Raw genomic sequence first — 25405 nt, 5'->3', positions numbered from 1 at the left:
TGAGGTTTGTATTTTTAGTTTTAGGAATATTATTGAATAATGCTATTTTTAATATTCTAAAGAATTGCAAAGATCTCTAAGATTTAATACCGAGAAAAATACAAGAGTGATGATAAAATAATTTTACTTTTCAATTCCTTTTTGATATAATAGACGGTAAGAAAGAATATCTTATCAGTAAATCCTAAGCGAGCCTGTGGTAGTGAGAGTCAGGTGATTGAGAGATGAGTGTGGCGCTTTTGGTAAATTTTAAAAAATAATGAAGTAATAAATTAGGGTGGAACCGCGTTTCTGACGCCCCTAGGTCACTTGACTTAGGAGCAAAGACACGGTTCTTTTTGTATTCTAGGTCGCAAGAAATTATAATAAAGGAGTAAAATATGTCCAAAAAATTGACTTTCCAGGAAATTATCCTTACTTTGCAACAATACTGGAATGACCAGGGTTGTATGCTCATGCAGGCTTATGATAATGAAAAAGGTGCGGGAACAATGAGTCCTTATACTTTCCTTCGTGCCATTGGTCCTGAGCCATGGAATGCGGCTTATGTAGAGCCATCTCGTCGTCCAGCGGATGGTCGTTACGGGGAAAACCCAAACCGTCTTTACCAACACCACCAATTCCAAGTGGTTATGAAACCATCACCATCAAACATCCAAGAACTCTACCTTGAGTCATTGGAAAAATTGGGTATCAATCCTTTGGAACACGATATTCGTTTCGTTGAAGATAACTGGGAAAACCCATCAACTGGATCAGCAGGTCTTGGTTGGGAAGTTTGGCTTGACGGTATGGAAATCACTCAATTCACTTACTTCCAACAAGTCGGTGGCTTGGCAACTGGTCCTGTTACAGCCGAGGTTACTTATGGTTTGGAACGTTTAGCTTCTTATATCCAAGAAGTAGACTCTGTTTATGATATCGAGTGGGCTCCTGGTGTTAAATACGGTGAAATCTTCCTTCAACCAGAATACGAACACTCAAAATACAGCTTTGAAGTTTCTGACCAAGATATGCTTCTTGAAAACTTTGAGAAATTCGAAAAAGAAGCAGGACGTGCTTTGGAATCGGGACTTGTACACCCAGCCTATGACTACGTTTTGAAATGTTCACATACCTTTAACTTACTCGACGCTCGTGGTGCTGTATCCGTTACAGAACGTGCTGGTTATATCGCTCGTATTCGTAACTTAGCCCGTGTCGTAGCTAAAACATTCGTGGCAGAACGCAAGAAACTTGGATACCCACTTCTTGATGAAGCAACACGTGCAAAACTCTTAGCAGAAGAGGAAGAATAAAAACAGTTACAAGAATAGAAAAAGGGCGAACAAAGTGAGCCCGTATGGCACTCAGAGGCAAGTCGAAGACTTGCTAAAGGGATAGGCACCGCCGTACTGATATCTGGGGATTTTTGAAACTTTAGGTTCAAAAATCAGTTGGCTAAATCCACTTTGATGAGACTGTTGGAAATCTTTGTCAAGAAGACAGAAGATTTCCCCACAGACTCACAAAGTTAGTTAGCAACGTCCCCAGTACCTAAGGTGCCTATCAAAAAGAAGAAATTTTGTAAAGGAAAAAACATGGCAAAAAATTTATTAGTAGAACTAGGACTCGAAGAGTTACCAGCCTACGTTGTCACACCAAGTGAAAAACAACTAGGTGAAAAAATGGCAGCCTTTTTGGATAATAACCGCCTTTCATACGAAGGAATTCAAACTTTTTCAACTCCACGTCGTTTGGCTGTTCGCGTACTTGGCTTGGCAGACCAACAAACGGATTTGACTGAAGATTTTAAAGGACCTTCTAAAAAAATTGCTTGGGATGCAGAAGGAAACTTTTCTAAAGCAGCGCAAGGCTTTGTCCGTGGTAAAGGCTTGACGGTAGATGATATCGAATTCCGTGAAATCAAAGGTGAAGAATATGTCTACGTAACTAAGCATGAAGCTGGAAAACCAGCTGAGGAAGTTTTGACTGGAATTCCAGAAGTATTGGCTAGCTTAAGCTTCCCAGTAAGTATGCACTGGGCAAACAATACCTTTGAATATATCCGTCCAGTCCATACATTGACAGTTCTTTTGGATGATGTGGCACTCGATATGGATTTCCTAGATATTCATTCAGGAAGAGTTAGCCGTGGGCATCGTTTCCTTGGTCACGAAGTAGAAATTCAGCATGCTGACAGCTATGAAGAAGACCTGCGCAAAGTTTATGTTATTGCAGATAGCACTGAACGCGAAAATATGATTCGTGAGCAAATTAAGGCTATTGAAGCTGCAGAAGGTGTTCAGGTACAAATTGATGAAGGACTCTTGAATGAAGTTTTGAATTTGGTTGAATACCCAACTGCCTTCATGGGGAATTTTGATCCTAAGTACCTAGAGGTTCCAGAAGAAGTTTTAGTCACTTCAATGGAGACTCACCAACGCTACTTTGTAGTTCGTGACCTTGATGGAAATCTAAAACCAAACTTTATTTCTGTTCGTAACGGAAATGCAGAGTATTTGGATAATGTCATCCGAGGAAATGAGAAAGTCTTAGTTGCGCGTCTTGAAGATGGTGAATTTTTCTGGCGTGAAGACCAAAAACTCAAGATTGAAGATCTTGTAGCCAAATTATCACACGTAACCTTCCATGAAAAGATTGGTTCATTACGTGAACACATGATTCGTACCGGGCAAATTGCTATCCTTTTGGCAGAAAAAGCAGGTTTATCAGTTGATGAAACTGTTGACCTTGCTCGTGCTGCAGCCATTTATAAGTTTGACCTCTTGACTGGTATGGTTGGTGAATTTGATGAGCTTCAAGGGATCATGGGTGAGAAATATGCTCTTCTCGCTGGTGAGAATGCAGCAGTAGCACAAGCTATTCGTGAACACTACCTTCCAGATTCTGCAGATGGTGCTCTTCCTGAGTCTAAAGTCGGAGCTATCCTTGCACTAGCTGATAAATTGGATACTCTCTTGTCCTTCTTCTCTGTTGGTTTGATTCCATCTGGTTCAAATGACCCTTATGCTCTTCGTCGAGCAACACAAGGGATTGTCCGTATCTTGGAAGACTTTGGCTGGAATATTCCAATGGACGAATTGATTGCTAGCCTTTATGCTTTATCATTTGATAGCCTAACTTACGATAATCAAGAAGAAGTGCTTAACTTCATCAAAGCTCGTGTTGATAAGATGATGGGTTCTACTGCAAAAGATATTAAGGAAGCTGTTCTTGCAAGTTCAAACTTTGTTGTTGCAGATATGATTGAAGCAGCAGAAGCCTTAACTGAAGTTGCAAAAACTGAAAACTACAAATCATCAGTTGAATCCTTATCTCGTGCCTTTAACCTAGCGGAAAAAGCAGAAGGTTCAGTCAAAGTTGATACTAGTCTCTTTGAAAATGAACAGGAAAAAGAACTAGCTCAAGCAGTCGAAAATCTAGAATTGAAAGGTTCAGCTAGTGATAAATTAACGCAGTTATTTGCTCTTAGTCCTGTTATTGATGCATTCTTTGACAATACAATGGTTATGGCAGAGGATGTTGATGTTAAGAATAATCGCCTAGCTATTCTAACTGAACTTGTGAATAAAGCAAAAACTGTCGCTGCTTTTAATCTTCTTAATACAAAATAGAAATTAAAAAGTAGATTGGAGGTTCAAATATGACACCAGAAAAAATCGCTCGTATTAATGAGCTTGCGAAAAAGAAAAAAACTGAAGGCTTGACTGCAGAAGAAAAAGTAGAACAAGCTAAACTTCGTGAGGAATATATCGAAGGATATCGTCGTTCAGTTCGTCATCACATTGAAGGGATCAAAATCGTAGATGAAGATGGAAATGATGTGACTCCTGAAAAACTTCGTCAGGTACAACGTGAAAAAGGCTTGCATGGTCGTAGTCTTGACGATCCAAATTCATAATTTTGAGATATATAGTAGATTGAATCTAGAACAGTACACTACAACTGCTAAAAATATTTCTAGAAATTAGTTTGACTTTCCTAATCTCTCTGTTCGCATCTTATTTCAATCCACTATAGAAAACTCGGTTAGATTTTACTAACCGAGTTTTTGTTTTAAAAAAAGGAACCTAAAGAGGTTCCTTTAGTATTAAATTTTATACTCATCGAAAATCAAATTCAAACCACGTCAGCTTCACCTTGCCGTATATATGTTACTGACTTCGTCAGTTCTATCTACAACCTCAAAGCAGTGCTTTGAGCAACCTGCGGCTAGCTTCCTAGTTTGCTCTTTGATTTTCATTGAGTATTAGTTACTTGCACCAGAAGTAGCGTCTGCATCTCCATGGCCGCCATCAGCTGAGTCAGAAGCGCCCGAAGTAGCATCTGCATCGCCGTGACCTCCAGCAGCAGGAGCAAACGGTCCGCTTCCTCCTACCAAGCGTTGACCAGTTTCTTTCAAGTACCAGTCAAGCCACGGTTGGAAGTTAAAGACAATTTCATTGATACCAGCATATGATCCGTCAGGATAGTACATAGCTTGGTAGTTGTGAGTGTTGATAACACCAGCAGGTGAACCTGGAACAATTGTACGAACGTATTCTTGGTTACCGTTTCTAAGAGTTCCGATAACCCACTCAACATTTTTCATACGTGCTGGTGGAAGTGAACCGTGAACTGTTGACATACGGCTACCAGATTGAGATGGTACACGTTTAGCAAACATCGTATCAGGATCTTGGTGAGCATTGTTGTAGTAGAGGAATTGGTTGTTATCGTCAGCATATGTCAATTCAAATGGCATAGCTTTCAAGAACATATCAATTTGGTTAACTGTAAGGATACCATGGTCAAGTTTAACGTATGTATCACCTGAAACAGCACCTGTGATTTCTGCAACTTTTTCTACCCATTCTGGATCATCAGGGTCAACTTCTGTAATAGTTGTAGCGATTGGTTTTCCACAATCCAAGTCTTCTGGTTCAATTGGTTTTGGTTTTTTCAATTTAGAAACGACTCCCACGTATTTGACAAAGTTATCTAAGCAAGTTTCAAGGAATTTAACAGTTCCTTCGTTAATAATATTTCCGTTTGCATCAAAAGCTTCTTTGGCTTTTCCAAGAAGGAATTCATTACCTGGTAATGTGTAGGCATTTACTCCTGGTGCATCAAGAATTTTACGAAGGTGAACTTGAGCACGTGAAGTTCCTTGATCGTAGTATGAAGCACCCACAATCATAACTGGTTTGTTTTCAAATGGATGAACTTCGTATGAAAGCCATTCAAGGACTGACTTAAGTGAAGCAGAAATAGTGTGGTTGTGCTCTGGAGTAGCAATAATGACACCATCAGCACGAGTGATTTTGTTGTAAAGAAGACGTAATTGGAAGCTTTCATCCCATTTTTCATCTTGATTAAACATTGGAACTTCATCAATTTCAAGAACTTCTAATTCAAATTTTAGTTTGAAGTTACGACGGATGAATTCCAAGAGTTTGCGGTTATATGATTGATCGTAGTTTGATCCAACAAGTCCAACAAATTTCATTCTTTCGATCTCCTATCTTACAAATTTTCCCAGTCAAATTCTTCTGCATCTTTGCGAAGCAATTCTTGCGCGCTACGCAATTTTTCAGTAATCTTGACAAAAATACGGAAGTCATCAAAGATGGCATCTAATTTATTAATAACATCAAGATCTACCAAGTCACCATTCTTATCAAATGCTTGAAGAGAATGAGAAAGCAAGAATTCGTCAGGTAGAACTGTCGCTTTAATCTCAGGAGCATTCAAAATTTGACGAAGTTGCAATTGAGCACGTGATGAACCGAGTGTACCATATGAAGCACCTGTGATCATGACTGGTTTATTCAAAAGTGGGAATACTCCGTAAGAAATCCAAGCAAGGGCGCTCATAAGTACAGCTGGAATTGAGTGGTCGTATTCTGGAGTACCGATAATAACACCATCAGCTGCTTCGATTTTAGCTACGATTTCCATAGCCTCAGCAGGGATTTGTTTGTCGGCTGGTTTGTTGAAAACTGGAAGATCTTTAATTTCGACCAATTCGATTTCTGCTTTATCAGCAAAGTGTTTCTGCATATATTGAAGCAGTTGGCGGTTTGTGGAACGTTTAGAGTTAGTTCCTACAATAGCAATAAGTTTTAGCATGAGCTTTCCTTTCTCTTTTTGCATTATTTATTATTTATCTTTGGATACCGGATGAACAAGCGATATGTCCATCTTTATCAATAAGGATGGCTTCAATTCCATCGATATTTTCGATTTGCCACATGATAGAAGCGCTACGTTGGCCAAACAATCGTGTGGTCCATATCTCACCATCAACTGAGCGGTCAGATATAATCGTTAAACTAGCCAAATCCGTCTCAATAGGATAGCCAGTTTCACTATCGAAAATGTGATGATAATCCTTTCCATCGATTTTAAGATGCCGTTCATAAATTCCAGAAGTAACAACAGATTTTCCAGTGATAGATAAGGTCATCAGATGATTACCACGTGGATGATTAGGGTCTTGAATACCAATTTGCCAAGGTTGTCCATTTCTGGCCTGGTTATTACCAATGGTAAGGATATTTCCCCCGAGATTGATAAGAGCAGAAGTGACACCATTTTCTTTTAAGAAAGTAGCAACCTTATCTGCGCTATAGCCCTTCGCTAGACAACCTAAATCAATTTTCATTCCTTTCTTTTCTAAGAAAACAGTAGAAGAAATTAAATCGAGTTTGATAAAACGGGGATCTATCAATGGTAAAACCGAAGAAATTTCTTTAGGACTAGCAACTTTTGCATCGGAAAAACCAATACGCCAGGTTTGTACCAAGGGACCAATACTAATGTTGAGATGACTTCCAGGAGCTAGACTGTGTTCTAGTCCTAAAGAAATCAGTTCAAACAAATCAGGATGGACCTTAACTGGGGCAATTCCAGCTCTATGGTTAATTTCCATCAATTCAGATTCGGTGCTATTCGCATTAAATCGAAATTCAAGTTCCTTGAGCAAATCAAAAGCTTGACGGAGAAGATTATCCGCTTGTTCATGTACCAAGGAAATAGTAATCGTAGTTCCCATTAACCGTTCAGATAATGAACTGAAAGGCAAAAAATCAACTCCCTTCAAATCAATTGGAAATATTGTAAATCCAGATATGAAAGCAATCTGAAGATTTATATTTCATTTCCATATAAATAGAATATCATAAAGTCAGCGTTTTCACAAATTATTTTTTACAAAAAGTCAAGAAATATGCTCAAACAAACTAAATTTCCTTGAAATTTGATTTGAAAACGATTAGAATGAGTTAATATATGTTTTCAATTTTTTCGAAAATAAGGGAAAATAAGTAAAAAACTTGTAAACGCTCACAGATAATGATATACTAGAGGGGTAAATAAAAATTAAAAGGTAGGAATTATCTAATGAGTAAAATCGTAGTCGTGGGTGCTAACCACGCTGGAACTGCATGTATCAACACTATGTTGGACAACTTTGGAAACGAAAACGAAATCGTTGTATTTGACCAAAACTCAAACATTTCATTCCTTGGATGTGGAATGGCTCTTTGGATTGGTGAGCAAATCGATGGTCCTGAAGGTCTCTTCTACTCAGATAAAGAAAAATTGGAAGCAAAAGGTGCTAAAGTTTACATGAACTCACCAGTTCTTTCAATTGACTATGATAATAAAGTTGTTACTGCTGAAGTTGATGGAAAAGAACACAAAGAATCATACGAAAAATTGATCTTTGCGACTGGTTCAACGCCAATTTTACCACCAATCGAAGGTGTTGAAATTGTTAAAGGTAACCGCGAATTCAAAGCAACTCTTGAAAATGTACAATTCGTTAAATTGTACCAAAACGCTGAAGAAGTGATTAACAAACTTGCTGACAAGAGCAAACACCTTGAACGTATCGCTGTTGTCGGTGGTGGATACATCGGTGTTGAGCTTGCCGAAGCATTCGAACGTCTTGGAAAAGAAGTTGTCCTTGTTGACATCGTAGACACAGTCTTGAACGGTTACTACGACAAAGACTTCACTCAATTGATGGCTAAGAACTTGGAAGACCACAACATCCGCTTGGCACTTGGACAAACTGTTAAAGCTATCGAAGGTGACGGTAAAGTTGAACGCTTGATCACTGACAAAGAAACATTCGATGTTGACATGGTTGTTCTTGCAGTTGGTTTCCGTCCTAACACAGCTCTTGCTGATGGCAAGATTGAACTTTTCCGCAACGGTGCCTTCCTTGTAGACAAGAAACAAGAAACATCACTTCCAGGAGTATTCGCTGTAGGTGACTGTGCGACTGTTTATGACAACGCTCGTAAAGACACTAGCTACATCGCTCTTGCATCAAATGCTGTACGTACTGGTATCGTAGGTGCTTACAATGCTTGTGGACATGAACTTGAAGGAATCGGTGTTCAAGGATCAAACGGTATCTCTATCTATGGTCTTCACATGGTATCAACTGGTTTGACTCTTGAAAAAGCTAAAGCAGCAGGATACAATGCTGTTGAAACAGGCTTCAACGATCTTCAAAAACCAGAATTTATGAAACATGACAACTATGAAGTAGCAATCAAGATTGTCTTTGATAAAGACAGCCGTGAAATCCTTGGTGCTCAAATGGTATCTCGTGATTCAGCAATCAGCATGGGAATTCACATGTTCTCATTGGCTATCCAAGAACATGTTACAATTGAAAAATTGGCATTGACAGACCTATTCTTCTTGCCACACTTTAACAAACCATACAATTACATCACAATGGCTGCACTTACAGCTGAAAAATAATGATTTGTAAAACGGAAGATTTGCTTCTTCCGTTTTTATCATCAAAAAATAGTAACTTCAAATTCGAAGTTACTATTTTTGTTGTCTATGTGTTAGGAATTTTCTTCTTTTACAAAGGTGAAGCCTTCTCCTAGAATTTCGTGAGCTTCAGTGATGGTAATAAAGGCTTTAGGATCGATCGTATGAATCAGTTCTTTCATCTTAATCATTTCATTTCTTGCTACGATACAGTAGATAATTTTTAAATCTTTTTGACTGTAGTAACCTTGTCCAGATATGAAGGTGACACCTCGACCTAACTCTTCATTGATTTTATCTGCCACTTCCATAGGCTTTTGAGTGATAATCATAAAACCTTTGCCAGCATATCCGCCTTCACCAATCAAGTCAATAACTCTTGAGACTATGAAGTCAAATAGAAGTGTATAAGTAACGAGACGAAGGTCTTGGAAGATAATTAAAATGAGCATTAAGATGAGGAAGTCTAGTGCAAAGAGTAATTTCCCCACGGAGATATTGGTATACTTGTTCAGGATTCGAGCGACGATATCTGTTCCACCAGTGGTACCACCAGCATTGAAGATAATACCTAGACCAAGTCCCAAAAGAACACCCGCAACTAAAGCAACGATAACAAGATCTCCCTCAAGATTAAAGCTGAGAGGAATCTTTTCAAAGATTGCTAACCAAATGGATAAGGAAATAGTACCAAGCAGGCTGCTGTATAGGGTCTTTGCACCAAATATTTTCCAGGCTAGAATAAAGAGTGGGATATTGATTAACAGGTTCATCAAGGAGATGGGAATGTTAAAGAGATAATAGGTAATCAAGGTGATCCCAGTTGCTCCCCCCTCGAATAAGTGGTGGGGCACAACGAAATACGTGAGTCCGAAGGCATAGATGGCAGCTCCGAATATAATGGTTAAAATAGATTTGATATGCCGTAGCATTGAGCTTACCTCCTTTTTTTAAAAAATCTAAAATGTTGACAGCCTCCAGGTTAAAAGTCTTTATTTTACTTTCATGGATTGAATTTTCTCAGGGTCAGGTGTGACACGGAGAGTCTTTTGTCCAGTATAAGTCACAAATCCAGGTTTACCACCTGTGGGCTTATTGAGTTTTTTGACCTCAATCATATCTACCTGAACGAGGTTGGAGAGACGGCCTTTTGAAAAGTAGGCAGCTAGCTCTGCCGCATCTGTCTTAACTTCGTCAGTAGGATTGAGATTGGCAGTGATAACAACGTGACTTCCAGGGATGTCCTTAGCGTGGAACCAGAGCTCTTCCTTACGAGCCATTTTAAAGGTTAACTCGTCGTTTTGAAGGTTGTTACGACCAACTAGGATAATGGTTTTTCCGTCGCTTGCAAGATATTTTTCAGGTTTCTGTCGTTTCTGGATTTTTTCCCTTTGTCTTCTGCGGATAAATCCTGTTTGAATCAATTCCTCACGAATTTCATCAATTTCATCGAGTCCAGCCTGATTGAGAACTGTCTCTACACTTTCTAGGTAACGAATAGTAGCCTTGGTTTCTTCGATTAGTTCAGTCAAGTATTTAACAGCTTCTTTTAATTTCTGATAACGTTTGAAGTAGCGTTGAGCATTTTGGTTTGGCGTTAGTGCCTTATCAAGTGCAATCGTGATAGGTTGATTGGTGTAGTAGTTGTCCAAAATGACCTGATCTTGGTCATTGGGAACTTGATGAAGAAAAGTCGTTAGCAATTCACCTTTTTGACGAAATTCCTCTGCATTTTCAGTAGCAAGGAGTTCTTTTTCTTGTTTTTTAAGTTTTTGACGATTTTTTTGTAGCTCATTTTCAACTCGGCGAATGAGTTCGCTAGCTTGCTGCTTAACTCGATCACGCTCGGCCTTATCCTTGTAATAGACATCAAGTAATTGAGAAAGGTTGTCAAAATACTCCGTTGTTTTGCTAGAAAAAGGCACACAAGAGAAAGACCTGTCTGTTAAGCAAGGTTTGGTTTCTTGCTTAAAAAAGCTTCGGAAATTGGATAGTTTATCATTCGTTAATAATTTTTCCAATTCGTTTGCTGTATCGCGACCTAAACCTTGAAAGAGGGTTTGAAGGTTTTTAGCAGTTAACTCTTGGGTTTGTAGAATCTCAAACAATTTTTCATCCTTGACCGTGAAAGGATTGAGAGCCTCTGTACTTGGAGGAGCAATATAAGTAGCACCTGGCAATAAGGTACGGTAGCTATTTTGAGAGAAGCCAATATGCTTGATAACTTCAAGGATTTTGTGACTAGACTTATCTACAAGTAGAATATTACTGTGTTTTCCCATAATCTCGATGATGAGAGTGGCCTGGATATGGTCCCCAATCTCGTTTTTATTGGAAACCGTGATCTCTACGATACGATCATTTTCGATCTGCTCGATAGATTCAATAACTGCTCCTTGAAGGTACTTTCTTAATACCATAATAAAAGTAGATGGCTGAGCAGGATTCTCAAAGGTTGTCTCTGTTAATTGGATGCGTCCAAAAACAGGATGCGCAGAAAGGAGCAAACGATGACTTTTACGATTGCTACGGATTTGCAGGACCAATTCTTGGTCAAAGGGTTGATTTATCTTTTGGATGCGACCATTTAGTAGTTCAGTTCGCAATTCCTCAACCATGTGGTGTAAAAAAAATCCATCAAATGACATGGTTCTCTCCTCGTGAATGTATTCCATAGTATTATATCAAAAAGGTAGAATAAAATCATAGAAATGTGATATAATAAAGCCAAGTAAAGAGAATCGAGAAGCACATGTATATTGAAATGGTAGATGAAACTGGACAAGTTTCAAAAGAAATTTTAGAACAAACACAGAAAATTTTAGAATTTGCTGCAAAAAAAATTGGAAAAGAAGACAAGGAAATGGCGGTCACATTTGTGACCAACGAACGAAGCCATGAACTCAATCTAGAGTTTCGTGATACCGATCGTCCGACAGATGTCATCAGTCTTGAATATAAGCCGGAGTTAGAGATTGCCTTTGATGAGGAAGATCTGGAAAATGATCCTGACTTGGCAGATATGATGTCAGAATTTGATGCCTATATCGGTGAACTTTTCATTTCCATTGATAAGGCACATGAGCAAGCTGAGGAGTACGGTCATAGTTTTGAGCGTGAAATGGGCTTCTTGGCAGTGCACGGCTTTTTACACATTAACGGCTATGATCACTACACTCCCGAGGAAGAAGCGGAGATGTTCGGTTTACAAGAAGAAATTTTGACAGCCTATGGACTCACAAGACAATAAACGAAAATGGAAAAATCGTGACCTAATCTCCAGTTTAGAATTTGCCATTACAGGAATTTTTACTGCGATTAAGGAAGAACGTAATATGAGAAAGCATGCAGTGACAGCTCTAATAGTTGTTCTTGCAGGTTTTGTTTTTCAGGTGTCACGAATCGAATGGTTATTTCTACTCTTGAGCATTTTCATGGTAGTAGCTTTTGAGATTATTAATTCAGCTATTGAAAATGTAGTAGATTTGGCTAGTCACTATCACTTTTCTATGTTGGCAAAAAAAGCTAAAGACATGGCGGCTGGTGCCGTGCTTGTGGTCTCACTTTTTGCCGCTTTGACAGGTGCACTTATCTTTCTCCCACGAATTTGGGATTTATTATTTTAAATAGTAAGAGGAAATTATGACATTTAAATCAGGCTTTGTAGCCATTTTAGGACGTCCAAATGTAGGGAAGTCAACTTTTTTGAATCACGTTATGGGGCAAAAAATCGCCATCATGAGTGATAAGGCACAGACAACGCGCAATAAAATCATGGGGATTTACACCACTGATAAGGAACAAATTGTCTTTATCGATACACCAGGTATTCACAAGCCTAAGACAGCACTCGGAGATTTTATGGTAGAGTCTGCCTATAGCACCCTTCGTGAAGTGGATACCGTACTTTTCATGGTGCCTGCAGATGAGGCGCGTGGTAAGGGCGATGATATGATTATCGAACGACTCAAGGCTGCTAAGGTTCCTGTAATTTTGGTGGTCAATAAGATTGACAAGGTTCACCCTGATCAACTCTTATCACAGATTGATGACTTCCGTAATCAGATGGATTTCAAGGAAATTGTTCCGATTTCAGCCCTTCAGGGGAATAATGTTTCACGTTTAGTCGATATTCTAAGTGAAAATCTTGAGGAAGGTTTCCAATATTTCCCTGCGGATCAAATCACAGACCATCCAGAGCGTTTCTTGGTTTCTGAGATGATTCGTGAAAAGGTCTTACACTTAACTCGTGAAGAAATTCCACACTCAGTTGCAGTAGTGGTAGATTCGATGAAGCGTGATGAGGAGACGGACAAGGTTCACATTCGAGCAACCATTATGGTTGAACGTGATAGCCAAAAAGGGATTGTCATCGGTAAAGGTGGTGCCATGCTCAAGAAAATTGGGACTATGGCCCGTCGTGATATCGAGCTTATGCTAGGGGACAAGGTCTTCCTAGAAACCTGGGTCAAGGTCAAGAAGAATTGGCGCGATAAAAAGCTAGATTTGGCTGACTTTGGCTATAATGAAAAAGAATATTAAGAAGAGGTGGGCAGTAGCCTGCTTCTTGTTTTTAGAGAAGGAGGAGTTATGCCTGAATTACCTGAAGTCGAAACGGTTCGACGAGGTCTTGAAAAACTGATTCTAGGGAAGAAGATTGCTAGTCTTGATATTCGTTATCCTAAGATGATTAAGACAGATTTGGATCAATTTCAAAAGGAAGTGCCTGGTCAAGAAATTCAATCGATGGGGCGCCGTGGCAAGTATTTACTTTTCTTCCTGACAGACAAGGTCTTGATTTCTCATCTAAGGATGGAAGGCAAGTATTTTTATTACCCAACCAATGTTCCTGAGCGTAAGCATGCCCATGTTTTCTTCCAGTTTGAAGACGGTGGAACTTTAGTTTATGAGGATGTACGCAAATTTGGGACTATGGAACTGTTGGCGCCTGAACTCTTAGATGCTTACTTTGTATCTAAAAAGCTTGGACCAGAACCTACTGAACAGGATTTTGACTTAGAGATTTTTATAGGTGCCTTGAAGAAATCTAAAAAACCTATCAAATCGCATCTTCTCGATCAGACTTTGGTTGCTGGATTGGGAAATATCTACGTGGATGAAGTTCTCTGGAGGGCAAAGGTTCATCCCTCTAGAACTTCTAAAAGTTTAAGCGCCCAAGAGGCTAGAAAAGTCCATGATCAAACCATTGAAGTTTTGGGGCAGGCTGTTGAGAAAGGCGGGTCCACTATCCGAACCTATACCAATGCTTTTGGCGAGAATGGGACCATGCAGGACTTTCATCAAGTCTATGATAAAGCTGAACAAGCTTGTTCACGTTGTGGATCCATTATCGAAAAAATTCAACTCGGTGGTCGTGGAACCCATTTTTGCCCAAAATGTCAAAGGAGAAAGTGATGGGAAAAATTATTGGAATCACTGGTGGTATTGCATCTGGTAAGTCCACTGTCACAGAATTTTTAAGACAAAAAGGGTTTCAAGTTGTGGATGCGGATGCGCTTGTCCACCAACTTCAAAAACCTGGTGGACGACTTTTTCAGATTTTAGTAGAGCATTTCGGTGAAAAAGTCCTTCTAGAAGATGGGGAGCTGGATCGTCCATTACTTGCCAGTCTGATCTTTTCTAACTCTGATGAGAGAGAATGGTCTAAACAGACTCAAGGACAAATCATCCGTGAAGAATTGATGGTTTTGAGAGACAAGTTAGCTCAAACTGAGGACCTATTTTTCATGGATATTCCATTGCTTTTTGAACAGGACTATGCTTCATGGTTCGATGAAACTTGGCTAGTTTATGTAAGGCGAGATACCCAGCTGGATCGCTTAATGAAAAGAGATTATCTGACTATAGAGGACGCACAAGCCCGTCTTGCCTCCCAGTGGCCCTTAGAAGAAAAGAAAAGATTGGCTAGTCATATTTTAGACAATAATGGGAGTCGAGAGCAACTGTTGAGTCAAGTGATCAGCCTACTTCAAGGAGGCGATACTCTTGAAAGAGATTAGTTGGAAGGACAATCTTCGTATTGCTTGGTTTGGTTGCTTTTTAACGGGAGCCAGCATTTCTCTTGTTGTCCCTTTCATGCCTATTTTTGTCGAACAGTTAGGAATTAAAGGGGATCAAGTGGCCTTTTATTCAGGTTTAGCTATATCAGTCTCAGCCATTTCTGCAGCCTTTGTATCACCAATTTGGGGAATATTGGCAGACAAGTATGGTCGAAAACCCATGATGATTCGTGCAGGGCTAGCCATGACTATTACTATGGGTGGTTTAGCTTTCGTTCCAAACGTTTTCTGGCTCTTGTTCTTACGGTTTCTAAATGGTGTTTTTACAGGATTTGTACCCAATGCGACAGCTTTAATTGCAAGTCAAGTTCCCAAAGATAGGTCGGGATACGCTCTAGGGACTTTATCAACTGGTGTTGTCGCTGGAACTTTGACCGGTCCATTTGTAGGTGGTTTCATTGCCGAAATTTTTGGAATTCGAAATGTCTTTTTATTGGTTGGTAGTTTCCTGTTCTTGGCAGCTATCTTAACCATTCTTTTTATCAAAGAAAACTTTCAGCCAGTGCCAAAAGAAAAAGCACTGCCTACAAAAGAGCTCTTTACTTCTGTTAAATACCCTTTTCTCCTGATAAATCTATTTTTAACTAGCTTTGTGATTCAATTTGCTGCCCAATCTATTGGTCCCATCCTTGCCCTCTATGTACGAGATCTGGGACAGAAAGAGAATCTTCTCTTTGTCTCTGGTTTGATTGTATCCAGTATGGGATTTTCAAGTATGATGAGCGCAGGTATCATGGGTAAATTAGGTGATAAAGTGGGCAATCATCGACTACTTGTCGTAGCTCAGGCATATTCAGTTTTCATATATCTATTATGTGCAAATGCGACTAGCCCATTCCAATTAGGCTTCTATCGTTTTCTATTTGGTTTGGGGACAGGAGCTCTGATCCCTGGTGTCAATGCTCTCCTAAGCAAAATGACTCCCAAGGCTGGTATTTCAAGAGTATTTGCCTTTAATCAGGTCTTCTTTTATCTAGGTGGAGTAATTGGACCCTTGGCAGGTTCAGTAGTCGCGGGACAATTTGGCTACCACTCTGTATTTTATGCAACAGCTCTTTGTGTAGCTCTGAGTTGCACATTTAATCTTATCCAATTTAGAACATTATTAAAAGTGAAGGAAATCTAGTGCGAGTAAAAATCAATCTCAAATGCTCCTCTTGTGGTAGCATTAATTATCTAACCAGTAAGAACTCCAAAACCCATCCAGACAAGATTGAGGTCTTAAAGTATTGCCCTAAAGAAAGAAAAGTGACTCTACATCTTGAATCTAAGTAGAAATTATGGTAGAATAATAGGGATTTTAAGGAGTTTGATATGTATAACCTATTATTAACCATTCTATTAGTATTATCTGTTGTGATTGTGATTGCAATTTTCATGCAACCAACTAAAAACCAATCTAGCAATGTATTTGATGCCAGTGCAGGTGATTTGTTTGAACGTAGCAAAGCGCGCGGTTTTGAAGCTGTGATGCAACGTTTGACAGGAATTTTAGTCTTTTTCTGGCTAGCCATTGCCTTAGCATTGACGGTATTATCAAGTAGATAAGAAAATAATGGGCGGGACTAGGTCTTTGCCTATTTTTATTTTTAAAAGAAATAAGGTTTTACACCAAAAAGAAAATATTATAAATCTAGAAAGTAAACATGAAAGATAAAATAAAAGAATATTTACAAGAGAAGGGGAGTGTCACAGTCAATGACTTGGCCAGTGCTCTCGGGAAGGATGGTTCAAAGGACTTCCGTGAGTTAATCAAAACTCTTTCCTTGATGGAACGTAAGCACCAGATTCGCTTTGAAGAAGATGGTAGTTTAACCCTAGAACAGAAGAAAAAACATGAGATTACCCTGAAAGGAATTTTCCATGCCCATAAAAATGGGTTCGGTTTTGTAAGTCTTGAAGGCGAAGAAGACGATCTTTTTGTTGGAAAAAGTGATGTTAACTATGCCATTGATGGCGATACTGTTGAAATTGTAATCAAGAAGGTTACGGATCGCCAAAGAGGAACTGCAGCTGAAGCAAAGATTATCGATATTTTAGAACACAGTTTGACGACGGTTGTTGGTCAAATCGTTCTTGATGAGGAAAAACCTAAGTATGCGGGCTATATCCGTTCAAAAAATCAAAAAATTAGTCAACCGATCTACGTTAAAAAACCAGCTATTCAATTGGAAGGTACAGAAGTTCTCAAGGTCTTTATTGATAAGTATCCAAGTAAGAAACACGATTTCTTTGTCGCTAGTGTGCTAGATGTTGTTGGACATTCAACAGATGCAGGGATTGATGTCCTTGAGGTCTTGGAATCTATGGATATTGTATCAGAGTTTCCAGAGGTAGTTCTCAAAGAAGCTGAAAGTGTGCCAGATGCTCCATCAGAGAAGGATATGGAAGGTCGTCTGGACTTAAGAGATGAAATTACCTTTACCATTGATGGAGCTGATGCCAAGGACTTGGATGACGCAGTTCATATCAAACCATTGAAAAATGGAAATATCGAACTAGGTGTTCACATTGCCGATGTCTCCTACTATGTGACAGAGGGATCTGCTCTTGACAAGGAAGCCCTCAATCGTGCGACCTCTGTCTACGTGACAGACCGTGTAGTTCCAATGCTTCCAGAACGACTGTCAAATGGAATCTGCTCTCTTAACCCTCAGGTGGACCGCTTGACCCAGTCTGCTATTATGGAGATTGATAAACATGGTCGTGTTCGTAATTACACTATTACTCAGACTGTTATCAAGACAAGTTTCCGTATGACTTATAGTGATGTCAATGATATCCTAGCAGGTGATGAGGAGAAGAGACAAGACTATAAGAAAATTGTTCCTAGTATCGAACTCATGGCCAAGCTCCATGAGACTTTGGAAAGTATGCGGATTAAGCGTGGAGCTCTTAATTTTGATACCAATGAAGCTAAGATTTTAGTAGATAAAAAAGGTAAGCCAGTTGATATTGTCCTTCGTCATCGTGGGACTGCAGAACGTATGATTGAGTCCTTTATGCTGATTGCCAACGAAACAGTTGCCGAGCACTTTAGTAAGCTGGACCTACCTTTTATCTATCGGATTCACGAGGAACCTAAGGCTGAGAAAGTTCAGAAGTTTATTGATTACGCTTCAAGTTTTGGATTACGAATCTATGGGACTGCCAGTGAGATAAGTCAGGAAGCCCTCCAAGATATCATGCGTGCTGTTGAAGGAGAGCCATATGCGGATGTATTGTCCATGATGCTTCTGCGCTCTATGCAGCAGGCTCGTTATTCTGAGCATAATCACGGTCACTATGGATTAGCTGCAGACTACTACACTCACTTTACCAGCCCAATTCGTCGTTATCCTGACCTCCTTGTTCACCGTATGATTCGTGACTATGGGCGTTCTAAAGAAGTAGCGGAGCATTTTGAACAAGTGATTCCAGAGATTGCGACTCAATCTTCAAACCGTGAGCGCCGTGCCATCGAGGCCGAGCGTGAAGTCGAAGCTATGAAAAAAGCTGAATACATGGAAGAGTATGTTGGTGAAGAGTACGATGCAGTTGTTTCAAGTATTGTTAAATTTGGTCTTTTTGTTGAATTACCAAATACAGTTGAGGGATTGATTCACATTACCAATCTACCTGAGTTTTACCATTTTAATGAACGCGATTTAACCCTTCGTGGGGAGAAATCTGGTATTACCTTCCGAGTGGGACAGCAGATCCGTATTCGCGTTGAAAGAGCTGATAAGATGACTGGTGAGATTGATTTCTCCTTTATTCCAAGTGAATTTGATGTCATTGAAAAAAGTTTGAAAGGCTCTGACCGTAAGGATAGAGGGCGTCGTTCAGATAAGAAAGAAGACAAGAGAAAATCTGGTCGCTTAGGTGATAAGCGCAAGCATTCTCCAAAAGACAAGAAGAAAAAGAGCAAGAAACCTTTTTACAAGGAAGTAGCAAAGAAAGGAGCCAAGCATGGCAAAGGGCGAGGGAAAGGTCGTCGCGCAAAATAAAAAAGCGCACCACGATTATACAATCGTAGATACGCTAGAAGCAGGAATGGTCCTGACAGGAACTGAGATCAAGAGTGTTCGAGCAGCCCGCATCAATCTGAAAGATGGGTTTGCCCAAGTGAAAAATGGGGAAGTCTGGCTGAGTAATGTCCATATCGCTCCTTATGAAGAAGGGAATATCTGGAATCAGGAACCAGAACGTCGTCGTAAACTTCTCCTTCATAAAAAGCAAATCCAGAAGTTAGAGCAAGAAACAAAGGGAACAGGGATGACGCTGGTTCCTCTAAAAGTCTATATCAAAGATGGCTATGCCAAGTTACTCTTAGGACTTGCAAAAGGGAAACACGATTACGATAAACGGGAGTCGATTAAACGACGCGAGCAAGATCGTGATATCGCGCGTGTTATGAAAGCAGTTAACCATCGATAGAAAGAGTGAAGTAAATGGAAAAACTAGTTGCCTATAAACGAATGCCTGTCTGGAATAAAGACACCATGCCAGAAGCTGTTCAAAGAAAACACAATACCAAGGTCGGAACCTGGGGCAAGATTACCGTATTAAAAGGGGCTCTTAAGTTTATTGAATTGACTGAGGAGGGGGAAGTTATAGCTGAGCACCTCTTTGAAGCAGGTGCTGATAATCCTATGGCGCAACCTCAAGCTTGGCACAGGGTCGAGGCCGCTACAGATGATGTTGAATGGTACTTGGAATTCTATTGTAAACTAGAAGATTATTTCCCTAAGAAATACAATACCAATCCAGTTCATTCGGAAGTCTTAGAAGCTATGCAGACGGTCAAACCATGTAAGGCACTAGATTTGGGTTGTGGTCAAGGAAGAAATGCACTCTTTCTCGCTCAACATGGATTTGATGTCACAGCAGTGGACCAAAATGAGTTATCCCTTGAAATCTTGCAAAGCATTGTGGAGCAAGAAGACTTTGAAATGCCTGTCGGTCTCTACGATATCAATTCAGCTAGCATTGGACAAAGTTACGATTTTATCGTATCAACGGTTGTGCTCATGTTTTTACAAGCAGAACGTATTCCTGCTATTATCCGAAACATGCAGGAACAAACCTCTATCGGTGGCTACAATTTGATTGTTTGTGCCATGGATACGGAAGATTATCCATGTTCAGTTAATTTCCCATTTACTTTTAAAGAAGGAGAATTAGCAAATTACTACAAGGATTGGGAATTGGTTAAATACAATGAAAATCCAGGGCATCTCCACCGTCGTGATGAGAATGGCAATCGTATCCAACTACGTTTTGCAACCATGTTGGCTAAAAAGGTAAAATAAACATACATGAAGGTTGGGGAATTTCCTAACTTTTTTTCGTACTTTTACGAATAGATAAGATAGAAGGATTGACAGATATACGCATTATGAGTATAATTAAAACTAGAAAGGTGACTATAAATGCCCATTACAGGTAAGGAAATGGTAAAATTAGCTCTTGCAAATGGATGGATTGAAGTTCGTAATAGGGGAAGTCATCATCATTTTAAGAAAGAAGGAGTTCCCTATCTTGTCACTATTCCAGTCCATGGTAATGATGATCTGGGAAGAGGTTTAGAGAGAAAGATATTAAAGGATTTGGGCCTGTAGTAAATTTGGAACAATGGAGGTGTGTTATGCTAAAGTCTTATCCAGCTATTTTTCATAGAGAAGGCACTAGATATTGGGTTGAATTTCCCGAATTTGGAGGCGGGACTGAGGGAGCAACTATTGAACTTGCCATGAAAAATGCTCATGAAATGCTTGAAAGTGTCTTAGCTTCTTATATTGACGAGGGATTAGCCTTACCTAAACCCAGTGATATTTCTCAGTTGCAAGCTCCTGATGGTTTTGTAACTTTGATTCAAGTAAATCCTCTGCCTTTTGTAAAAAATAATAAGGCGATTCGGAAGAATGTTACAGTTCCAGAGTGGTTGGTCAGATTAGCAGATCGAGAGAAAGTGAACTATTCTGAAGTGTTGACGCAAGCTTTAGAAAGTCGCTTGCAGCTGTAAGCTCATAAAATGATGAAGGTTGGGAGTAACTCAGCCTTTTTCTTATTCTTTTCGAATAAAGTAGAAAAGGGGGTATAAATGTTTTTAGCCAGAGATGAAAAAGGAAGCTTAGTCAATGCCTTGGAGGATAAATTAGTTAAACAAAGCTATACTTGTCCAGCTTGTGGAGCTTTGGTTCGATTAAGAAAAGGGAAGAACCTACGGACGCATTTTGCCCATGTTTCGCTCAAACAGTGTGATTTTTACTACGAAAATGAGAGTCTAGAGCATCTGGAAAATAAGGTTGCCCTTTTTAATTGGGCGATGAAAAATGACAAGGCCGAGCTTGAATGTCCCATTCCTCAACTAAAACAAATTGCAGATATTTTAGTCAATAAACAGCTTGCCTTAGAAGTTCAGTGTAGTCCTATTTCACGCCAACTTTTGGAGGAGAGAAGCCTGGGCTATCGAAAAAATGGCTACCAAGTACTTTGGCTAGTCGGTCAAAAACTTTGGTTAAAAGAACGTTTGACTCAGCTCCAAAGAGACCTGCTTTCCTTTAGTCAAAATATGGGCTTTCATCTATGGGAATTAGATCAGCAAAGGGACATACTACGCTTGAAATACATGATCCATCAAGATTTAAAGGGGAATCTTTATTATCAAATAAGGGAGTTTCCTTATGGGCAAGGCAATCTCATAGAGATTTTACGGCTTCCCTATCAGAAGCAAAGAATAGCAAGTATGGATGTATCACAAGATGAAACGATTTGTGACTATATTCGCCAACAACTCTATTATAAAAATCCTTACTGGATGAGGAAACAGGGGGAAGCTTATGCTCAGGGAAAGAATTTACTAAATTTTGATGTTCAAGACTGGTTTCCCCAAGTAAGGCCTATAGAAAAAGGTCAATTTTGCCAGATAACTATAGATTTGCAGGGCTATTACAACAATTTTCAGGCCTATTATCAACAAAATCCCAAAACTGACACACAAAAGCTCTATCCCCCAGCTTTTTATCAGCAATATTTCTTAAAAAATGTGGTAAAATAGAAAGGATGGAGGAATCTTATGGTATTACAACGAAATGAAATAAATGAAAAAGACAAATGGGATCTATCAACGATCTTTGCTACTGATCAGGCTTGGGAAGAAGCCCTCAAGCAACTGTCAGAGGAAGTGGAAACAGTTGACCAATATGTAGGTCATCTTTTAGACAGCGCTCAGAGTTTGCTTGAAATTACGGAACGTTCTCTAGAGTTAGAGCGCCAGTTGGAGAAGCTTTATGTCTATGCGCACATGAAAAATGACCAAGACACGCGCGAAGCTAAGTATCAAGAATACTATGCTAAGGCTATGACGCTTTATAGCCAGCTGGATCAGGCACTTTCTTTCTACGAGCCAGAGTTTATGAAGATTACTGAGGAACAAATGACAGCTTTCTTGGCTGCTGAACCTAAACTTGAGCTTTATAAACACTTTTTTGATCAGCTCTTACAAAAGAAAGATCATGTTCTTTCACAGCGTGAAGAAGAATTGCTTGCAGGAGCCAGTGAAATTTTTGGTTCGGCAAGTGAAACCTTTGCTATCCTAGACAATGCTGATATTACTTTCCCTTACGTTTTAGATGACGAAGATAATGAAGTGCAGCTCTCTCACGGAACCTACGTACGTTTGATGGAATCAAAAAATCGAGAAGTACGTCGTTGTGCCTATGAAGCACTTTATGCTACTTACGAGCAGTTCCAGCACACCTATGCTAAGACTCTACAGACCAATGTCAAAGTCCAAAACTACCGTGCTAAAGTTCGCAATTATGAGAGTGCTCGTCAGGCTGCTCTTGCGGCTAACTTTGTACCAGAAAGTGTCTATGACAATTTAGTGTCAGCAGTTCGCAAACACTTGCCACTCTTGCATCGTTATCTTGCACTACGTTCAAAAATCTTGGGTATTCCAGACCTCAAGATGTATGATGTCTATACACCACTTTCTTCAGTAGACTACAGCTTTACTTACGAGGAAGCCTTAAAGAAGGCAGAAGAAGCTTTGGCAGTTTTGGGTGATGATTACTTGAGTCGAGTTAAACGTGCCTTTAGCGAACGTTGGATAGATGTGTATGAAAACCAAGGCAAGCGTTCAGGTGCTTATTCAGGTGGATCATACGATACAAATGCCTTCATGCTTCTTAACTGGCAGGACAATCTAGATAATCTCTTTACTCTTGTCCATGAAACTGGACATAGTATGCACTCTAGCTATACTCGTGAAACCCAGCCATACGTTTATGGAGACTATTCAATTTTCTTAGCAGAAATTGCTTCAACTACTAATGAGAATATCCTAACTGAAAAACTGTTAGAGGAAGTTCAAGATGATGCAACTCGCTTTGCAATCTTAAACAACTTCCTAGATGGCTTCCGTGGTACAGTCTTCCGTCAAACTCAGTTTGCTGAATTTGAACACGCTATCCACCAAGCTGACCAAAATGGTGAAGTCTTGACTAGTGAATTCTTAAATGAGCTTTATGCCGACTTGAATGAAGCTTACTATGGTTTGAGTAAAGAAGACAATCCTGAAATTCAATATGAATGGGCCCGTATTCCACATTTCTACTACAACTACTATGTGTATCAATATTCAACAGGCTTTGCAGCAGCTTCAGCCTTGGCTGAAAAGATTGTGCATGGTAGCCAAGAAGATCGTGATCGCTATATCGATTACCTCAAAGCAGGGAAGTCAGACTATCCACTTAATGTCATGAGAAAAGCAGGCGTTGATATGGAGAAGGAAGACTACCTCAACGATGCCTTTGCTGTCTTTGAACGCCGTTTAGATGAGTTTGAAGCTCTTGTTGAAAAATTAGGATTGGCATAAGGCAGATGGTAAAGTCTTATAGCAAAAATGCTAATCATAACATGCGTCGTCCTGTTGTCAAGCATGAGATTGTCGAGTTCATGCGTCACAGACAAAAGCAAGTGACTGGCTCACTCAAGGAATTAGAGAAGTTCGCTCGCAAGGAAAATATTCCCATCATTCCTCATGAAACGGTTGCTTATTTCCGCTTTCTCATGGAAACCATGCAACCGAAAAACATCTTGGAGATTGGTACAGCAATTGGCTTTTCTGCTCTCCTAATGGCAGAGCATTCACCAGAGTCAAAGATTACGACAATTGACCGTAATCCTGAGATGATTGGTTTTGCCAAGGAGAATTTTGCTCGCTTTGATAGTCGCAAGCAGATTACCCTTTTAGAAGGCGATGCTGAGGATGTCCTTTCGACCTTAACAGAGACCTACGACTTTGTATTTATGGATTCTGCTAAATCCAAGTACATCATTTTTCTACCAGAAATTCTCAAACGTTTGGAAGTTGGGGGAGTGGTAGTCTTGGATGATATTTTCCAGGGTGGGGATGTTGCCAAGGATATCATGGAAGTCCGTAGAGGCCAACGAACCATCTATCGAGGCTTGCAACGACTCTTTGATGCGACTTTGGACAATCCAGGATTAACCGCTACTTTGGTTCCTCTTGGAGACGGAATTCTCATGCTGAGAAAAAATGTGGAAAATGTAAGTCTACCAGAAATGGAATAATTTTAAAAAATCGTATAATCCTTCTGTATCAAAAACAGGAGGATTTTTATGTTTCAAACCACCATCAATATAGGCTGTGCTCGCGTTTCTACCCACAAGCAAGACTTGGGCTTGGAGGTGCAAATGGAGGCTCTCAAGCACTGTGACCAGCTCTTTATCGAACGTGAATCTGGTTCAAACAATGTACGTCCAGAACTCGAAAAAGCCTTAAAATTGGCTTGTGACCTTTCAAAGGAAGGCAAACAGGTCACTTTTACAATCTATAAGTTAGATCGCCTGACTCGCTCCATATTCAGATTACTAGAGCTGATTGAACAATTCAATGCTTCGGATATTCAGCTAGTCAGTTTGCATGAAAAACTGGAAACCGACTCGCTCATCGGTAGGTTACTTTGCATCATTTTAGGATTTGTGGCAGAAAGTGAACTGGAAAATCTGCGATTTCGTACCCGTGAAGGACTTCGGAAAGCCAAGGAAAATGGTGTCAAACTAGGTGCCAAGCGAATGTCAAGAGATAAGGAAGAGAGAATTATTGAGCAGTATTTGGCAGGGGAATCAAGCATCAGAACAATAGCAAAAACAGAACGAATTTCGACCTCAACCATCTATAAAGTGTTGGAACGAAACAAGGTGGCCATCAATCGTAAAAATATTTCGCAAAATTCTTGCTAAAAACAAGATAAAATGCTACAATGAAGGCGTAAATATGTTTCGATTAACGACCGTTTGGCGAAACATTCAAAATAACAATGTGAATATTTCAGAAAATACGAATTTAACAAGGTTTTGAGCCTGTGTTGGATTGGTATTTTTTGTTTTTTAACTGTATCGTTTAACGGTCCTTAGGCGATACACCAAAACCCTTGTCGCTCAAGTGCTTGAGGTGTATTTTTCGAGACACTAAAATCAAAAAAATTAGGATTTTGTAGTATTTGCCCACCTAAAAAGTAATTCTACAT

26 protein-coding genes are annotated in these 25405 nt (G+C 39.7%); 21 read left to right on the top strand and 5 right to left on the bottom strand.

Features of this window, described 5'->3' with window-relative positions; all coding sequences use genetic code 11:
* Nucleotides 1-380: 380 nt before the first annotated feature.
* From glyQ to QM917_RS05880, 3 genes are all read left to right on the top strand, one after another.
* Entirely contained in the window at nt 381-1298 is a 918-nt protein-coding gene (gene glyQ, locus QM917_RS05890; RefSeq protein WP_414285226.1) for a glycine--tRNA ligase subunit alpha, read from the top strand.
* A 282-nt stretch (nt 1299-1580) separates the two neighbouring features.
* A complete protein-coding gene (gene glyS / locus QM917_RS05885; protein ID WP_414285225.1) occupies nt 1581-3617 on the top strand; it encodes a glycine--tRNA ligase subunit beta in 2037 nt (678 codons plus the stop codon).
* A 29-nt stretch (nt 3618-3646) separates the two neighbouring features.
* Nucleotides 3647-3904 (top strand): DUF896 family protein, encoded by a 258-nt coding sequence (locus tag QM917_RS05880; protein ID WP_000187071.1) that lies wholly within the window; start codon nt 3647-3649, stop codon nt 3902-3904.
* 348 nt (nt 3905-4252) lie between these two features.
* Here the strand turns inward: QM917_RS05880 and QM917_RS05875 are convergent, their stop codons facing one another.
* The 3 genes from QM917_RS05875 to QM917_RS05865 are packed head-to-tail and all read right to left on the bottom strand — an operon-like array spanning nt 4253 to nt 7069.
* Entirely contained in the window at nt 4253-5491 is a 1239-nt protein-coding gene (locus QM917_RS05875; protein WP_075229438.1) for an NAD(P)H-dependent oxidoreductase, read from the bottom strand.
* Between the two features lie 17 nt (nt 5492-5508).
* Complete coding sequence (locus QM917_RS05870; RefSeq protein ID WP_075229439.1) at nt 5509-6114, bottom strand: NADPH-dependent FMN reductase; 606 nt, start codon at nt 6112-6114, stop codon at nt 5509-5511.
* A 34-nt stretch (nt 6115-6148) separates the two neighbouring features.
* Nucleotides 6149-7069 carry an FAD:protein FMN transferase gene (locus tag QM917_RS05865; RefSeq protein WP_414285224.1) on the bottom strand — a complete coding sequence of 307 codons (921 nt, stop codon included), beginning with the start codon at nt 7067-7069 and terminating at the stop codon, nt 6149-6151.
* A 317-nt stretch (nt 7070-7386) separates the two neighbouring features.
* Here QM917_RS05865 and nox point away from each other — a divergent pair, with 317 nt between their 5' ends.
* A complete protein-coding gene (gene nox / locus QM917_RS05860; protein ID WP_075231660.1) occupies nt 7387-8766 on the top strand; it encodes a H2O-forming NADH oxidase in 1380 nt (459 codons plus the stop codon).
* 92 nt (nt 8767-8858) lie between these two features.
* On the opposite strand, the gene QM917_RS05855 is transcribed toward nox, so the two are convergent.
* Entirely contained in the window at nt 8859-9716 is an 858-nt protein-coding gene (locus QM917_RS05855) for a YitT family protein (protein WP_414285223.1), read from the bottom strand.
* Between the two features lie 60 nt (nt 9717-9776).
* Entirely contained in the window at nt 9777-11432 is a 1656-nt protein-coding gene (locus tag QM917_RS05850) for an NFACT family protein (RefSeq protein ID WP_414285222.1), read from the bottom strand.
* Between the two features lie 104 nt (nt 11433-11536).
* Here QM917_RS05850 and ybeY point away from each other — a divergent pair, with 104 nt between their 5' ends.
* The 17 genes from ybeY (at nt 11537) to QM917_RS05765 (ending at nt 25118) form a co-directional block, all read left to right on the top strand.
* The gene (gene ybeY, locus QM917_RS05845) at nt 11537-12034 is read left to right on the top strand and encodes an rRNA maturation RNase YbeY (protein WP_281334983.1); all 498 of its coding nucleotides are present in this window, start codon (nt 11537-11539) and stop codon (nt 12032-12034) included.
* Nucleotides 12015-12410, top strand: coding sequence for a diacylglycerol kinase family protein (locus tag QM917_RS05840; RefSeq protein ID WP_000378151.1), 396 nt, complete (start codon nt 12015-12017; stop codon nt 12408-12410). The genes ybeY and QM917_RS05840 overlap by 20 nt, the downstream gene beginning before the upstream one ends.
* Before the next feature lie 16 nt (nt 12411-12426).
* Nucleotides 12427-13326 (top strand): GTPase Era, encoded by a 900-nt coding sequence (era, locus tag QM917_RS05835; protein WP_281334982.1) that lies wholly within the window; start codon nt 12427-12429, stop codon nt 13324-13326.
* A gap of 48 nt (nt 13327-13374) precedes the next feature.
* Nucleotides 13375-14199, top strand: coding sequence for a DNA-formamidopyrimidine glycosylase (gene mutM, locus QM917_RS05830; RefSeq protein ID WP_281334981.1), 825 nt, complete (start codon nt 13375-13377; stop codon nt 14197-14199).
* Nucleotides 14199-14804: a dephospho-CoA kinase gene (gene coaE / locus QM917_RS05825; RefSeq protein WP_414285221.1), complete on the top strand. Its 606-nt coding sequence runs from the start codon at nt 14199-14201 to the stop codon at nt 14802-14804. Before mutM ends, coaE begins: the two co-directional genes overlap by 1 nt.
* The gene (locus tag QM917_RS05820; protein ID WP_414285220.1) at nt 14791-15990 is read left to right on the top strand and encodes a multidrug efflux MFS transporter; all 1200 of its coding nucleotides are present in this window, start codon (nt 14791-14793) and stop codon (nt 15988-15990) included. Before coaE ends, QM917_RS05820 begins: the two co-directional genes overlap by 14 nt.
* Nucleotides 15990-16139, top strand: a complete 150-nt coding sequence (gene rpmG / locus QM917_RS05815; protein WP_001809104.1) for a 50S ribosomal protein L33 — start codon at nt 15990-15992, stop codon at nt 16137-16139. The genes QM917_RS05820 and rpmG overlap by 1 nt, the downstream gene beginning before the upstream one ends.
* Before the next feature lie 39 nt (nt 16140-16178).
* Nucleotides 16179-16412: a preprotein translocase subunit SecG gene (gene secG, locus QM917_RS05810; protein ID WP_000282514.1), complete on the top strand. Its 234-nt coding sequence runs from the start codon at nt 16179-16181 to the stop codon at nt 16410-16412.
* A 98-nt stretch (nt 16413-16510) separates the two neighbouring features.
* The gene (gene rnr / locus QM917_RS05805) at nt 16511-18853 is read left to right on the top strand and encodes a ribonuclease R (RefSeq protein WP_414285219.1); all 2343 of its coding nucleotides are present in this window, start codon (nt 16511-16513) and stop codon (nt 18851-18853) included.
* Nucleotides 18816-19283, top strand: coding sequence for an SsrA-binding protein SmpB (smpB, locus tag QM917_RS05800; protein WP_001051741.1), 468 nt, complete (start codon nt 18816-18818; stop codon nt 19281-19283). The genes rnr and smpB overlap by 38 nt, the downstream gene beginning before the upstream one ends.
* Nucleotides 19284-19297: 14 nt before the next feature.
* Nucleotides 19298-20158: an SAM-dependent methyltransferase TehB gene (gene tehB / locus QM917_RS05795; RefSeq protein WP_414285218.1), complete on the top strand. Its 861-nt coding sequence runs from the start codon at nt 19298-19300 to the stop codon at nt 20156-20158.
* A 120-nt stretch (nt 20159-20278) separates the two neighbouring features.
* Nucleotides 20279-20467, top strand: coding sequence for a type II toxin-antitoxin system HicA family toxin (locus QM917_RS05790; protein WP_414285217.1), 189 nt, complete (start codon nt 20279-20281; stop codon nt 20465-20467).
* A gap of 26 nt (nt 20468-20493) precedes the next feature.
* Nucleotides 20494-20871 carry a type II toxin-antitoxin system HicB family antitoxin gene (locus tag QM917_RS05785; RefSeq protein WP_049485251.1) on the top strand — a complete coding sequence of 126 codons (378 nt, stop codon included), beginning with the start codon at nt 20494-20496 and terminating at the stop codon, nt 20869-20871.
* 78 nt (nt 20872-20949) lie between these two features.
* Nucleotides 20950-21906 carry a competence protein CoiA gene (locus tag QM917_RS05780; protein ID WP_414285216.1) on the top strand — a complete coding sequence of 319 codons (957 nt, stop codon included), beginning with the start codon at nt 20950-20952 and terminating at the stop codon, nt 21904-21906.
* A gap of 18 nt (nt 21907-21924) precedes the next feature.
* Nucleotides 21925-23727 carry an oligoendopeptidase F gene (pepF, locus tag QM917_RS05775; protein ID WP_414285215.1) on the top strand — a complete coding sequence of 601 codons (1803 nt, stop codon included), beginning with the start codon at nt 21925-21927 and terminating at the stop codon, nt 23725-23727.
* A 5-nt stretch (nt 23728-23732) separates the two neighbouring features.
* On the top strand, nt 23733-24446 hold the full coding sequence (locus QM917_RS05770) for an O-methyltransferase (protein ID WP_414285214.1): 714 nt from the start codon (nt 23733-23735) through the stop codon (nt 24444-24446).
* Nucleotides 24447-24494: 48 nt separating this feature from the next.
* On the top strand, nt 24495-25118 hold the full coding sequence (locus tag QM917_RS05765) for a recombinase family protein (protein WP_414285213.1): 624 nt from the start codon (nt 24495-24497) through the stop codon (nt 25116-25118).
* The last annotated feature ends 287 nt before the right edge of the window (nt 25119-25405 follow it).

The sequence above is a fragment of the Streptococcus infantis genome (genome assembly GCF_047460685.1).
Taxonomy (GTDB): domain Bacteria; phylum Bacillota; class Bacilli; order Lactobacillales; family Streptococcaceae; genus Streptococcus; species Streptococcus infantis_AD.
The sequence above is the reverse complement of the archived record's forward strand: the minus strand, read 5'-3'. Positions and strand labels throughout refer to the sequence as shown.